The 12,341-nt window shown below is 67.4% G+C and carries 16 protein-coding genes and 1 tRNA gene; 5 read left to right on the plus strand and 12 right to left on the minus strand.

Annotation, left to right across the window (positions count from 1 at the left end; translation table 11 throughout):
* Positions 1 to 45 precede the first annotated feature (45 nt).
* Complete coding sequence (locus tag ACQY4K_RS07435; protein WP_428394794.1) at positions 46 to 435, minus strand: hypothetical protein; 390 nt, start codon at positions 433 to 435, stop codon at positions 46 to 48.
* A 100-nt stretch (positions 436 to 535) separates the two neighbouring features.
* On the opposite strand from ACQY4K_RS07435, the gene ACQY4K_RS07440 reads away from it, so the two are divergent.
* The 5 genes from ACQY4K_RS07440 (at position 536) to ACQY4K_RS07460 (ending at position 2,215) form a co-directional block, all read left to right on the plus strand.
* Positions 536 to 688: a hypothetical protein gene (locus tag ACQY4K_RS07440; RefSeq protein WP_428394796.1), complete on the plus strand. Its 153-nt coding sequence runs from the start codon at positions 536 to 538 to the stop codon at positions 686 to 688.
* Positions 689 to 900: 212 nt separating this feature from the next.
* Entirely contained in the window at positions 901 to 1,107 is a 207-nt protein-coding gene (locus ACQY4K_RS07445; RefSeq protein ID WP_428394798.1) for a cold-shock protein, read from the plus strand.
* 8 nt (positions 1,108 to 1,115) lie between these two features.
* Positions 1,116 to 1,397, plus strand: coding sequence for a hypothetical protein (locus ACQY4K_RS07450; RefSeq protein ID WP_428394800.1), 282 nt, complete (start codon positions 1,116 to 1,118; stop codon positions 1,395 to 1,397).
* Positions 1,398 to 1,454: 57 nt separating this feature from the next.
* Positions 1,455 to 1,640 carry a hypothetical protein gene (locus ACQY4K_RS07455; RefSeq protein ID WP_428394802.1) on the plus strand — a complete coding sequence of 62 codons (186 nt, stop codon included), beginning with the start codon at positions 1,455 to 1,457 and terminating at the stop codon, positions 1,638 to 1,640.
* A 56-nt stretch (positions 1,641 to 1,696) separates the two neighbouring features.
* On the plus strand, positions 1,697 to 2,215 hold the full coding sequence (locus tag ACQY4K_RS07460; protein ID WP_428394804.1) for a hypothetical protein: 519 nt from the start codon (positions 1,697 to 1,699) through the stop codon (positions 2,213 to 2,215).
* On the opposite strand, the gene ACQY4K_RS07465 is transcribed toward ACQY4K_RS07460, so the two are convergent.
* From ACQY4K_RS07465 to ACQY4K_RS07515, 11 genes are all read right to left on the minus strand, one after another.
* Complete coding sequence (locus ACQY4K_RS07465; protein ID WP_428394806.1) at positions 2,200 to 3,282, minus strand: CgeB family protein; 1,083 nt, start codon at positions 3,280 to 3,282, stop codon at positions 2,200 to 2,202. The genes ACQY4K_RS07460 and ACQY4K_RS07465 overlap by 16 nt on opposite strands.
* Positions 3,279 to 4,349 carry a CgeB family protein gene (locus tag ACQY4K_RS07470; RefSeq protein ID WP_428394808.1) on the minus strand — a complete coding sequence of 357 codons (1,071 nt, stop codon included), beginning with the start codon at positions 4,347 to 4,349 and terminating at the stop codon, positions 3,279 to 3,281. The genes ACQY4K_RS07465 and ACQY4K_RS07470 overlap by 4 nt, the downstream gene beginning before the upstream one ends.
* Positions 4,346 to 5,437, minus strand: coding sequence for a CgeB family protein (locus tag ACQY4K_RS07475; RefSeq protein ID WP_428394810.1), 1,092 nt, complete (start codon positions 5,435 to 5,437; stop codon positions 4,346 to 4,348). Before ACQY4K_RS07475 ends, ACQY4K_RS07470 begins: the two co-directional genes overlap by 4 nt.
* A 12-nt stretch (positions 5,438 to 5,449) precedes the next feature.
* A complete protein-coding gene (locus tag ACQY4K_RS07480) occupies positions 5,450 to 6,517 on the minus strand; it encodes a glycosyltransferase family 4 protein (protein WP_428394812.1) in 1,068 nt (355 codons plus the stop codon).
* Positions 6,499 to 7,794: a TIGR04295 family B12-binding domain-containing radical SAM protein gene (locus ACQY4K_RS07485; RefSeq protein WP_428394814.1), complete on the minus strand. Its 1,296-nt coding sequence runs from the start codon at positions 7,792 to 7,794 to the stop codon at positions 6,499 to 6,501. Before ACQY4K_RS07485 ends, ACQY4K_RS07480 begins: the two co-directional genes overlap by 19 nt.
* A complete protein-coding gene (locus tag ACQY4K_RS07490; protein WP_428394816.1) occupies positions 7,791 to 8,849 on the minus strand; it encodes an NAD-dependent epimerase/dehydratase family protein in 1,059 nt (352 codons plus the stop codon). The genes ACQY4K_RS07485 and ACQY4K_RS07490 overlap by 4 nt, the downstream gene beginning before the upstream one ends.
* A gap of 5 nt (positions 8,850 to 8,854) precedes the next feature.
* Complete coding sequence (locus ACQY4K_RS07495; protein ID WP_428394818.1) at positions 8,855 to 9,961, minus strand: NAD-dependent epimerase/dehydratase family protein; 1,107 nt, start codon at positions 9,959 to 9,961, stop codon at positions 8,855 to 8,857.
* Between the two features lie 107 nt (positions 9,962 to 10,068).
* Complete coding sequence (locus tag ACQY4K_RS07500) at positions 10,069 to 10,506, minus strand: hypothetical protein (RefSeq protein WP_428394820.1); 438 nt, start codon at positions 10,504 to 10,506, stop codon at positions 10,069 to 10,071.
* A gap of 180 nt (positions 10,507 to 10,686) precedes the next feature.
* The gene (locus ACQY4K_RS07505) at positions 10,687 to 10,827 is read right to left on the minus strand and encodes a hypothetical protein (RefSeq protein WP_428394822.1); all 141 of its coding nucleotides are present in this window, start codon (positions 10,825 to 10,827) and stop codon (positions 10,687 to 10,689) included.
* A 327-nt stretch (positions 10,828 to 11,154) separates the two neighbouring features.
* Positions 11,155 to 11,231: transfer RNA gene (locus ACQY4K_RS07510), tRNA-Arg, on the minus strand.
* Between the two features lie 48 nt (positions 11,232 to 11,279).
* On the minus strand, positions 11,280 to 12,263 hold the full coding sequence (locus ACQY4K_RS07515; RefSeq protein WP_428394824.1) for an alpha/beta fold hydrolase: 984 nt from the start codon (positions 12,261 to 12,263) through the stop codon (positions 11,280 to 11,282).
* Positions 12,264 to 12,341 lie beyond the last annotated feature (78 nt).

The following is a 12,341-nucleotide window of genomic DNA, read 5'->3' on the forward strand; positions in this document are numbered from 1 at the left end:
AGTATCAGTTTGGACCATCTTGAACCGGCAAGCGACCGGGCGGTGTCAGCCGCGCCGACGAGCGATGACGCGACGTCTCGACCGGACAGCCTCCTCGCCGCGGCGCCTATGAATCCTGCGCCTGCCGGCGCGCCGCTGCCAGGTCTCGACCACGAATTCGCCGCCGCGCAGCAGCAGCGCCGCAAGGCCGGCGAAGATCAGGGTTGCGGCAAGGAACGCGCTTGCCCGTGCGAGGTCCGACCCGATCGCGGCAGTGCCCGCGGCCCGGCTCATCGTCGATGCGATCTCCACCGCGAGTCCGATGGCAAGCGGCAGCGGCCAGCGCCAGCGCCACACCCGACGCAGCAGTGATGGCGGTCGCGTGCCGCAAACTGGACAGTGGCCAAGCGCCGAATCGAAGCGCATTTCGCAGCCGAGGCAAGTCAGTTGTCCCATCGAGCCATCCTGTTTTACGCGGATCCGTCTATAGCAGCGCCCCGCATGTCGCTTGACAGCCTCGGCTTCGTGCCGAGGTCTCCGATATGGACACTCAGCAATGGCTGATTACGACGTTGTTGTGCGCGGCGGCACTGTTGTGCTGGTCCAATCCGGCGGCGCGGAATGGCGTCGTCATATCGGGCAATTGCGGCTATACGGCGGCATCGACGGGGAAAGCTTCGCCTCCGCCCCATTCCGCGGCGCCACCTGATCAGGCCGAGTGGCGGTCTTGCGAAGGGCTTCGGCGCGCAGCCCTTCGCTTGAGCCGCGCGGGGGGGGGGGGTGGTCAAACCCGCTTGCGCAGTCCATATAACAGTCTCGGTGTTTCGTTCAGTCAGCCAGTCCGTCCCAAAGTCGGCCTTCCGTTGCGATCGAGCAGATGGGTCGTCGCGTTGGTGACCTCCGAGTTCAGGAGATACGGATATGCCAAGCGGCACCGTTAAATGGTTCAACCCGACCAAGGGTTTCGGTTTTATTCAGCCCACCGATGGCTCGAGCGATGTGTTCGTACATATCTCGGCCGTCGAGCGCGCTGGCATGAGCAACCTCAATGAGGGCCAGAAGCTCGCATTTGAGCTGGAGAATGGCCAGCGCGGCAAGGTGTCCGCGGTGAACCTCAAGGCCGAATAATCGTGTGAGTGGCAGACCCGCCGCCCGGCAGGTCTGCCGCGTCGGTGGCCTGCGATTTCAAGGAGAGTGAAATGGTAGGTCACCGTTACGCGATTGGCGACAAGATCGAGATCAGGCGATCGACGTATCAGGTCGATTCAGGTCCTTATACCGTTGTCAGGCTGTTGCCAAACGACTCTACCGATCGCGAATACCGGGTCAAGCACGTGCGCGACGGTCAGGAGCGCGTCGTGGCCGAGAGCGGCATTGTCGCAAGCGCCTTGCCCGCTTCCAGTCGCCTGTTCCGCTGATCGACTGCACCGAGCGCCACCATGCCACCAAAAAGACGCATCCTTAGTAGCTTTGTCATGTTCGACATTATCTATGAGGACGGCTCGAGAAGCTCCAATCGCCGTGTGCCCGCTGCTGAATTGATCGGCCTCGACGGCGACGAGCCGGCCAAGGGGATCCTTGAGGCCCAGGATCGTGAAATCGGCCTTGCTTCCGGGCGACCGCGCGCCGCAATCAAGCGCCTGATTCGGTCCGGCCCATAGATCGCTCTGCCGGAGCACAGGAGTGGCCAGACAGCAGGGCAGCGCGCGACGCCTTGGTGGCCCAAATACAGCATCTCCGACACGATCTGCTGAATTGTCCGAGCGCCACCCTGACCCTCGAACGCTGGTGCCGGCGCCACCATCCCGGCATCGAATCTGGCGTACGCGCCATCGTGGAACGCGGCGCCGCAACAGGTGCCTCGCCCGATAATCTTCCCCGCGCAGACTCCCAACCGTGGCACTACCGGCGTGTCAGACTGCTTTACGGGCCGCTTGTGCTGTCGGAGGCGGAGAACTGGTATCTGCCGGCACGCCTGACCCCGGTGATGAACCACCTGCTTGATCAAACCGATACGCCTTTCGGCAAGGCCGCGGCGGCACTCGACTTTGAACGGCAAACCGTCTCCAGCGTGCTTCTGTTTCGACCAGAGGCGTGTAAAGCGACAGGTGGTCGGCTGGAGATCCCGGAGCGGCTGTTCTGCAATCGCGCGATCCTCACTCATGGCAGTGACCGGCTTGTCTTCGCCGAGCTGGTCGAGACCTACCGACGCGACCTGCTCTACGCGATCGCCTGAGCAACCTCCGCCACAATGTCTTCCAGCGCCTGTGCGCGGGCGCTGCCGGTATGGCCGGCCAGAACGATTGCCCTCGCCCTCTCCCCGATCAGACATCGCTCGGCATCGCCCGGTGACACCAGGCTGCGGACAACGTCCTCGCTGGCATCGGCGATCAACACGGCCTCATCTTCGGGGAACAGCTCGGTCAGCCCTTCCCAGCGATCGCTAATGATCGGGGTGGCACACGCCGCCGCCTCGAACAGCCGCACACTTGGCGACCAGCCGGCGGCGATCATGTCGGCACGGGTGACGTTCAGGGTGAAACGCTGCGCCGCATAGAAACCCGTGTGCGACACCGGCGGCAGATGCTCGATCCGCTCGACATTCGCCGGCCAGACAATGTCGTTTGGGTATTGCGAGCCGGCGACTACGAAGTGCCGGTGCGGCAGCCTGCGGGCAGGTTCCAACAGCAGCCGGTCCAGCGTCGGTTGGCGGTCCGGGCTGTAGGTGCCGAGATAGCCGAGGTCCCAGCGCGCGGCTTGCGTCTCGGGCCGGTAGCGCTGCTCGTCGACGGCGCAGTAGAACGCGCGCGGCCGGCGCGCACCGTACTGTTCCGCTAGGTGCCGCAAGGTCGGGCCGCCGCTGAGCGACAGATACACATCCAGCCGCGCGATCTGCGCCGCTGCCAGATAGGCGCAATCACCCCGACGCAGCGCCGCCAGTGTCACCGGGGTGTCGATGTCATAGAACGCGCGCACTCCGCGGGCACACGCCAGCACCAGGTCCAGCACCGCGATCCCGTCCGGCACGTAGGAGCCGACCAGCACAGCGTCCGCATCGCGTATCCGTTCGGCGAAGCGGCCGTGCAGCGCGTCCAGCCCGTCGTAGAAGGCCAGCTCGCAGAAATCCGGATCCGTCAGATCGCGGTGCGCGGCATACCAGGGCACCTCGCGCTCCAGGAACAACACCCGATGGCCGGCTGCTGCGAGCCCGCGCAACAAAGCCCGCCAAGTGGTGGCATGGCCATTGCCCCAGGACGAGCTGAGCGACAGCCCGAGCACCACAATATCCAGCGTGCGTCTCATCGCGGCCCTGCCAGGCGCCGCAGCACAGCGTCGAGTTCGACGGCGCGGCGATCATAGGTGTGCTCGGCCAGGATGCGCGCGCGTCCGGCGGCACCGATCCGCGCCGCCTCGGCCGGCGTCATGCTGCAAAGCGCCTCGATCACGTCCGCACCATCGCGCACCGCGATCACCTCGCGTCCCGGTGTCAGGAACAGCTCCAGACCCGCCCAGTCGTCGCTGATCAGGCAGGCGCCGGCGCCGGCGACCTCAAACAGCCGTGTCGCCGGCGAGAACCCGGTCGCCGCCATGTCGGCGCGACTGATATTGAGCACCATCCGCGCACTCGCGTTCAGCGCATTATGCTCCGAGGTCGGCACATGGCCAATCCGCGCAACATTGGCCGGCACCTCCCGATCGGCCCAGCCGGAGCCGCCGAGCAGAAAACGCAAATGCGACAGGCTCGCCGCCGGACCGAGCAGGAACGCCTCAACCCGGGCCTCGCGATCCGGCAGCCGGTTGCCAAGAAAGGTCAGATCGGCGCGGAACCGTGCCTCTGCCGGCGCCGGATGATGGGTGGAGGGATCCAGCGCATTGTAAATCGGCACGCAGGCACGCGCGCCGAGAGCCGCATAGGCGCGCTGCACCGGCGTGCCGCCGCCATAGGTGAGCACCAGGTCGAGTTGCGGCAGCGCCCGGCGAAGCACATGCCCTGGACCCGCGGCGAGATCGGCCAAGGTCGCCGGCGCATCCACGTCCCAGAACACCTTGAGCGCATGTGCGCAATCCAACACACCAGCCAGCAGCGCCTCGTCGGCATAGCCGACACCGCTCGCCTTGATCACCACATCGGCGGCGCCGGCCTGCGCCAATGCCGCGCGCACGCCCTGCGTCGTCGCCGGATAGACCACGACCCGGCACCAGTCCGGCGGCGCGATGTCGCGATGGCTCTGCCGGTCGAAGGCGTCCGGCTCGAAAAAGCTGATCGCGTGGCCATGCGCTGCCAGCGCCCGCAGGATCCCACGGTAATAGGTCGCGGCCCCGTTCCAGTAGGCAGACAGCAGGCTGGACCCGTAGAGTGCGATCTTCATGGCAGACCACACGCGGCGAGGATGTCGAGCAGTTCGCCGGCCCGGTGCGTGCAGCTATGCCGCCCTCGGATCGTCGCGAGCCCACTGCAGGCGAGCTCCGCGGCATAGGCCGGGTCGTCGCGCAGCAGACGCAGCGATGCGGTCATCTCGTCCGCATCGCCCGCCCGCAGGTAGTCCAAGCCCGCGCGAAACAAGCCCTCGCAATCGTCCCACGGCGCGCTGACCAGCGGAATGCCGCAGGCCAGCGCCTCGAACATGCGGATCGTCGGGATCCCGGGCAGCGACTCCACATAGGGCCGCCGCGGCACATGCACGGTCATCCGATGCCGCGCAAACGCCACGGGTGCCGCGGCATTGGCGATCCAGCCGGCGTAGTCGAGCGGCGAGTCGTCCAGCAAGGCGCGCGCCGCGGCCGGATAGCGAACCCCATGCACGGTACCCCGAAGGCCGAGGCGGCGCGCCGGCTCGATCAGGAAGGTCTCCAGTTCGCGGGCGCGCTCGCCGTCGCCCCAATTGCCGATCCAGATCAGGTCGCGCACCGGCGGCTCACCCGCGAGCGGCCGGAACAGGCTTGTGTCGGCCGCCTCATGCCAGGTGAACACGCGACGGCCCCAGCCGGCCTGCACGTATCGCGCGCGCAGGCTCTCGCCGAAGGCCAGCACCGCGTCGTAATGGTCGAGAGCAAGGCTTTCGATCGCGCCGGCCGCAGAGACACCGCGATGATGGGTGTCATGAAACAATAGCGCCCGGATACCGCCCTGCCGGCGCAGAACGCCAAGCCGCGCCACCAGGACGGGATCGGTCCATTCATGCACGATGACAACATCCGCGCTCTCCAGTGCCGCGGCATGGTCAAAGCCGTCGCCATAGGACTTCACCGCGAGCTCGGGGAAATCCTGGTCGAACCGCTTGAGCGCCGCGTCCCCCTGGTCGGCCAGTAGATTGTCACGGCTCCAGCCGCGCTCGGGTTCAAGCGCCAGCGTCGTATGGCCGCGCGCCTGCAACGCCCGCAGCACGCCGCGCAGGAAATGCGCGTTGCCGTGGTTCCAGTCCGATCGCAGCGAATGGGTGTAGAGGACGAAGTGCATGACCAGGCGCGTTCAGCCGCGCGCGCGATGCCGGGCGGTGGCCGCGTCGTAGGCCGCGAGGACGCCATTCAGGTGACGCACTGGCGCGAACTCGCGCGCGATCGCGCCGGCCGCGAGTGCCAGCCGACGTCGCAGCCCCGGATCACCGGCCAGGGTTGCGATCGCGTCGGCGAAGCCGTCCGCATGCCCGGGCGGCACGAACAGAGCGGCTTCTCGCCAGAGTTCGCGAAAGCTCGGTATGTCGGCCAGCACGAGGGCGGCATGGTGTGACGCCGCCTCCAGCACCGCGAGCCCGAACGGCTCGTAGCGCGACGTCGAGACGAAGATCGCGGCCTCTTGCATCAGCGCGCGCAGCCTCTCGGGCGGCAACGATCCCAGCGCCTCGGCATGCGCGGTGACGACTGTCTCGCCGCTGGGTCCGCGCCGCGCGCCGGCCATGCGCACCGGCCAGACCGACGCATGTGCGGCGCGGTCGAGCGTGGCGGCATCCTTGCCCTCGTCCCACCAGCGCCCGGCGGCCAGCACGAACGGCTGCTTGGGGGCGTCGCACGAAGCGGCATCGGTTGCGTTATAAACCACATGCAGCCCTTCGAGCGGCCCATAGACCGCCGCCAGCGCCGCCGCGTGGCTGGCACTCGGCGCGACGGTGGCATCGGCCCGATCGAGACCGTCGCGGTTGCGACGCGGCTGCCAGGCCCACGCGGACGGCCACGGGGAGTCCTTCACCGCGCGCCACCAGGTCGGCACGCAGGAATGCGCCACGACGACGACCGGCAGCGTGCGTGTGAGCCCGGCCGCCTGGCTGGCGACATTCAGATGCAGCAAGTCCGCGTCAAATACCCGTGCCTCGGCCGCGAGACGCGCGGCAATGCCATCCAGCGCCGCCTCGTCCTCAGTCAACCAGTCGAGCGCCAGATCGGTCCAGACCAGATCAACGCCTTCCGGATCGGCGTCCGAGCGTGGCCCGAGCCCGAGCAATCGGCAGGCAACATTGCGTCCGGCCAGACCGTGCGCGAGATCGAGCGCGTAGCGCCAGACACCGCCAACCCCGTCCACCGTCATCAGCACCCGTCGCGGCATCCGATTTCCAGATCCGCAAGCGGCAGCGGTCGTTCGTCCTGGATGTCGCTGAATTGCGCGAAGCTGCCGAGATAATGCGCATGCGCGCGCTCCCAGGCCTGCGCGTCCGGCGCGCCCCATAATGCGCGGTAGCTCGGCGAACTCGGATAGCGATAGATCGGCACCGGCTCGTTGGCCCAGACGCCGCCTGCATTGAGCCGGTTGCGCCAATAGGCGACCTCGTCCTGACTGTCCTGCTCCATGCCGATCAGGTTCGCCTGCACGAACGGAACATGCCGCCGGGCGGTGAGCAGCAACTGCGCCAGATCCTCCGTCCCAAGCCGGCAACGCTTAGCGAGTGCGGCCCTGCCCTCTCGGGTCAGGCTTTCAATACCGGCCTCGATCGAGACGCAGCCGGCCTCTCCCAGCAGCGCCAACTGCTCCGGCTTCCACAGATCGATCCTGGTCTGCATGCCGAACCGCACGTCGCGCGCGGCGAGCGCCTCGAGCAGATCCAAGCGCGGCAGGAAGATCTCGTCGATAAAGTACAGATAGCCGACGCCCTGGCCGATTAGCCCGTCGATCTCGCGCAGCAGCACCGCCAGATCGCGCTTGCGGTAGCGGTCGCGGAAATCGATCTTGGCGCAGAAGCTACAGTCATAGGGACAGCCGCGCGACGCCTCGACCTCGGCGCCGAACCCGCGTTGCGGCTGATCGAAACGGTGGTGGTGATGCGTATGGCGCGCGATCCAGTCGTCCGGCCAACGCAGCGCCGACGCATCGATGAAGCGGCTCGCCGCCGGTTCGCCGCGCAGGCGGAGCTCGCCGCCTTCGAGCACGCCGACGCCGTCGACCCGCGACCAGTCCGCGGTCGCGGCCAGGGCGGCCACCACCTCTTCGCTCTCGCCGCGCACCACCGCGTCGACGCCGAGCTTGCGCAACGCGGCCTCCGGCGTCACCGAGCCGTGCGGCCCGATCGCCACCGTGCGGCCGCCGCGCCGCCCGAGGGTGCGCAGAAACGATGCCGGCACGCGCAGCTCCGGCGGCGCGCAACGCCAGAACAGATAGGTCGGCGCGGTGGCGACCACCGTCATCTCGGCGCCGAACTGCGCGATCTCGTCGCACAGCGACGCGTCGGCGCGGTCGAACAAATGTCCGTCCAGCAACAAAGTCGCATGGCCTGCCTGCGCCAGCCGGGCCTGCGCATAGCCGAGTTCGAGCGGCAGATGCGGCGCCCGGCAGCCGAAATAGATGCTGCCGTCATAACGCCAAAGCGGGTTGACCAAAGCGACCTTCACGCCAGCGCCCGCTTCGCGCGCGCACGATCCGGCAAGGCCAGGTCGGTGCGCAGCCAGTCCGCGAGGTCGCGCAGGCCGTCGCGCCAGGCGATACGCGGCCGCCAGCCTATCGCGCAGCGCAGGCGTCTGGTGTCCGCGACAAAATAGGGCTGATCGCCCTGGCGCGCGGGCGCGTGGTCGGTCGCGACCGGCCGGCCGAGCAGTGCCTCGATCTCGGCGAGCACACTCCCCAGACTGACCGCGTTGTCGGGACCGCCGCCGAGATTGCAGGCCTGGCCGCTGAGAGTGTCGATATTGGCGAGCACGGCGCGGTAGGCCGATACCGCGTCATCCACATGCAGGATATCGCGCACCTGCCGGCCGTTGCCGAAAATGGTGATCGCCTCGTGGCGCAGGGCCCGGATCAGGAAATGCGCCACCCAGCCCTGGTCCTCGGTGCCGAACTGGCGCGGCCCGTAGATGCAGCTCATACGCAGGACCGCGGTGCGCAGACCGAAGGAATGCGCATAGTCGCGCACATACTGGTCCGCGGCCCCCTTCGAGCAGCCATACGGCGTACAGAAATCGAGCGGCCGGCTCTCGGCTACCCCGAATTCACGCAGCGCCTCGTTACGCGGCAGCAAACTGCCGGCCACATCGACCACCGCGACATCGGCGAGCGGGCCATAGACCTTGTTGGTGCTGGCAAACACCACCGGCGCGTTTGCCGCATGATGGCGCACCGCCTCCAGCACGTTCAGCGTGCCCTCGGCGTTGACCGAGAAATCATGGCGCGGATCGGCGAGGCTGGAGGTCACCGCGACCTGGGCCGCGAGATGGAACACGGCACTGGCACCCGTCACCGCCTCGCGCAATGCCGCACGGTCGCGGATGTCTGCCGCCATGGGATGCATCCGCGCGCCGTGCCGGTCGGCGAGCCATGCCAGGTTGCGCTCCACGCCGGGCCGCTCAAGGCTGTCGAACACCACGACGTCGCGGCCTTCGGCGAGGAAGGAGTCCGCAAGATTGCTGCCGATGAACCCGGCCCCGCCGAGCACGACGATGGGAGCCGCCATGCGCCTCATGCCATCAACCCGCGCGCCTCGAGTTGTCGGCGCGCATGCTCGCCGCGATCGGGCGCGTTGCAGCTTCGTATCCAGGCGGCCGATTCGTCGATGCTGTCCTCCAGGGCATGTTCGGGCGAGAAGCCGAGCAGGGCGCGCGCCTTGCCGATATCGGCAAAACAATGCCGGATGTCGCCGGCGCGCGCCTTGCCGAGCAGGGTCGGCGCCAGCTCCGGCACCCCCATGGCGTCGGCCAGCATATGGGCGATCCGCCCGATCGTGTAGGAGCGGCCGCTGCCGATATTGATCACGTGCCCGGCCGCGTCCGGCGCCAGCATCGCCAGCCGGAAGGCGCGGGCGACGTCGCGGACATGCACGAAGTCGCGTCGCTGGGCGCCATCCTCGAACACCAGCGGCCGCTGGTGGTTGAGCAGCCGCGCGCCAAAATTGGCAAGCACCCCGGTGTAGGGGTTGGACAGCGCCTGCCCAGGGCCGAACACGTTGAACAGACGCAGTGCCACGGCCTCCATGCCGTAGGCGCGGCTGACGATCAGGCTGTTGCGCTCCTGGACGAACTTGGTCACCGCGTAAACGGAGGCAAGATCAACCGGCTTGGTCTCGTCGGTCGGCACCGGAACCAGGGCAGCACCCTGTTCGTCGCGCGGGTCCCACTGCGTGGACCCCTCGCGCACGACCCTCCGGACGGCACCGTCGCTGGATCCGTCGGCACGGCGATACATCCCCTCGCCATAGACGCTCATCGAGGAGGCGACCACCAGCCGCCTGATTGGCTGCGCGATCAGCCGCTCCAGCAACACCGCGGTGCCGAGATCGTTGGCTCCGACATAGCGGGCGATCTCATACATGCTCTGACCGACACCAACCTCGGCGGCGAGATGGAACACACCGTCGACGCCGGCCAGTGCCCGATCGATTAGGCCCGGGTCGCGCATGTCGCCATGAAAGAAGTCAACGCCCCGTGGGACGATAGGGGCCCCGACCTCGTGCACCTGTTCGATGAGCGCGTCCAGCACCCGGACCCGATGACCCTGCGAGAGCAGGTCTTCGCATAAATAGCGGCCGATGAACCCCGCCCCACCGGTGATCAGGTAGGTCCCCACCATGGTGCGCGCACCTTTTCGTTACCGTCCAGAAAGCGGGACAGTAACACACGGCACCCGCGCGGGTTGCAGTGGTGCTGCGACAAAGATGAAGCAGGCGATGCAGCCGCTCAGTCGCCCGGCTGCATGGGGGTGAACCGCCAGGCGACTTCAGTCTCGCCCTGGTGCTGGGCCAGGGTCAGCTCGATGACGCTGCTGCCGTCATCGCCGCCGCCGCAATTCTCGCACCAGAACTGGATCACCAGCCCATCGCGGCGCGAACTCGGGTTGCCGGATTCGACCTGTGCCACCAGGTGCACGGTGGTCTTGCCGACGCCCACGCTGGTCTTCAGCACCGTCTCGGCGTCCTCGCTGCGATCGTAGGTCACGACGCCGCGATGATGCAGATAGCTGTTGCCGCAGCGCGGACAGAGCAGGTTGGCGCCGGCGCTGTTCGGCTTGATGACGATGTGGGCGTCGGGCTTCAGCGGCTGCTGTTGCACGTCCGCAGGCAGCCCGGTTGCCGACTCCTCCAGATAGTGCAGCGGCTGCCGTATGATGTCGCTCATGGCCCGTATGCCTCATTCTCGATGCTGCGTCGCAACGTCATCGTCACAAACGCGGCTGCGCGCTTGCCGCAGCCTGTTTTAGTAAAAGATGGGGCCGGCGAATAGGGATCCTTGCACCGGTCCAACTCTTTAGTTCGACAGAATAACGATGAGACTGGCGCAGAAATTGAGGCGCCGCTGCTACATGCCGCCGCCGAACCCACCCTGCACGCTGCCACCGCCCGCCCGGCGTGCGTGCGACGGCAACGCACTGGAAGCCGGCGCGTCCGGAGCGCGCACGCTGTCGGCGGGAGCCAGGTAGAACGGGCTGTCATGGTGCACAGGCGCTGACGTCGAACAGCAGCTCAGAGCCAGGCACGATGCAGCCAGCATAACAATGTATCGCCGTTGCGACACCGCCCTCAAACGATATTGACCCAGCGCGCGGGATCATCGCCGCCGTCGGTTTGCTCCTCGACGTCACGGTCGAGCAGACCGACGAGCGCGATGATGCCGATGCCCAGCAACAGCACCGAGGCCATGACCAGAGCAACGGTCCATAATGATCCCATATCCTGCATTCCCTTCGCTTTCGCGGAGGAAGCTAAACCATGCAATGGGCTCAAAATGTGGCGAACGTCACCCGTTCTGTAGCGAAGTGCGTCAGCTTGGCGGACCCGAAAGGATTCGAACCTTCGGCCTTCGCCTTCGGAGGGCGACGCTCTATCCAGCTGAGCTACGGGTCCGGCAAGGCCGTGCTTATCGTGAACCGCGCCGCCTGCCAAGCCGCCGGCTCACCCGCCGTCGGCAAGATCATCGAGATTGGCCGGCAACAGCGCCGGCACCGCGGCGTCCCAGGGCGCGCCCGCGACCCAGGCAGCGGCCGCCACGTCCGCGCCGGAGGGCAACGCCCGGCCGGCTGACGACATCCACGCCACCATATCATCGATCACCTGCGCGCGATCATGGTCGCGTAGCAGCAGATGATAGCCGTGCGCATAATAGGCGCGCCGTGCCCCCGCCGGCAGCGCGGCCCAGCTCGCCGCCATTGCCGCCGGTGGCACCAGGTCGTCATGCGCGCCATAGCCGATCAGCACACGGCCGCGCATATGCGGGGCACACGCCGCCGCGCGCGTCATCAGATGCACCAGCCCGCGCAACGCCCCCGTCCGGGTCGACGTCAATGTCAGCGGATCGTAGGACAGGCGCACCAGGGCCGCGATATTGTCGCTCGCTTGCACCTTGAAGGGCAAATTGCGCCCGGTCAGGTGCCAATCCGGCGCAAACGTCGCGGCCGCCCAGAGCGAGGCGGTCAGGAGCGGGCTCATTTCGGTGCTGCTCCAGACCGCCGGCGCCAGCAACACGAAGCCGGCGATAGGCGGCCGGTCGCGCCGTGCCGCCAGGCACATCGCCACTGCCCCACCCATGCTCTCACCCATCACATAGACCGGCAGGCCAGGATGCGTGCGCGCCGCCAGGCTGACCATCTCCGCCGCGTCCGACACCAGCCGGCCAGTCCCCGGCCAACGCCCCCGGTCAGGCGCCTCACCGAAGCCGCGCTGGTCCGGCGCATAGACCGCGATGCCGCGCACGGCCAGCATCGGGCCGGGGATCTCGAAGGCGTCGCGGCTATCGTCCATGCCGTGCAACGCCAGCACCACCGCGCGCACCGGACGCTTCCCCGGCCAGACACGCAGCGGAATACGGGCACCATCCGACAGCGTCCAGACCAGGTCCGGCGGCACCAGGCGCCGATCCGGCGCGGTTATCACGATCACGGACCGATGAAGCGGCACACCGTTTGTGCAGCCGGCCAGTGCCAGGCAGACGGCCAGGAACAGGGGGAGGTATGAAAA

The organism is Lichenicoccus sp. (assembly GCF_965276875.1).
GTDB lineage: Bacteria > Pseudomonadota > Alphaproteobacteria > Acetobacterales > Acetobacteraceae > Lichenicoccus.

What these genes read in the sequence shown, in the direction of transcription:
- ACQY4K_RS07435 (WP_428394794.1), bottom strand. Translation starts at nt 435, where the DNA reads ATGGGACAACTGACTTGCCTCGGCTGCGAAATGCGCTTCGATTCGGCG.
- ACQY4K_RS07440 (WP_428394796.1), top strand. Translation starts at nt 536, where the DNA reads ATGGCTGATTACGACGTTGTTGTGCGCGGCGGCACTGTTGTGCTGGTC.
- ACQY4K_RS07445 (WP_428394798.1), top strand. Translation starts at nt 901, where the DNA reads ATGCCAAGCGGCACCGTTAAATGGTTCAACCCGACCAAGGGTTTCGGT.
- ACQY4K_RS07455 (WP_428394802.1), top strand. Translation starts at nt 1,455, where the DNA reads ATGTTCGACATTATCTATGAGGACGGCTCGAGAAGCTCCAATCGCCGT.
- ACQY4K_RS07465 (WP_428394806.1), bottom strand. Translation starts at nt 3,282, where the DNA reads ATGAGACGCACGCTGGATATTGTGGTGCTCGGGCTGTCGCTCAGCTCG.
- ACQY4K_RS07470 (WP_428394808.1), bottom strand. Translation starts at nt 4,349, where the DNA reads ATGAAGATCGCACTCTACGGGTCCAGCCTGCTGTCTGCCTACTGGAAC.
- ACQY4K_RS07475 (WP_428394810.1), bottom strand. Translation starts at nt 5,437, where the DNA reads ATGCACTTCGTCCTCTACACCCATTCGCTGCGATCGGACTGGAACCAC.
- ACQY4K_RS07480 (WP_428394812.1), bottom strand. Translation starts at nt 6,517, where the DNA reads ATGCCGCGACGGGTGCTGATGACGGTGGACGGGGTTGGCGGTGTCTGG.
- ACQY4K_RS07490 (WP_428394816.1), bottom strand. Translation starts at nt 8,849, where the DNA reads ATGGCGGCTCCCATCGTCGTGCTCGGCGGGGCCGGGTTCATCGGCAGC.
- ACQY4K_RS07495 (WP_428394818.1), bottom strand. Translation starts at nt 9,961, where the DNA reads ATGGTGGGGACCTACCTGATCACCGGTGGGGCGGGGTTCATCGGCCGC.
- ACQY4K_RS07500 (WP_428394820.1), bottom strand. Translation starts at nt 10,506, where the DNA reads ATGAGCGACATCATACGGCAGCCGCTGCACTATCTGGAGGAGTCGGCA.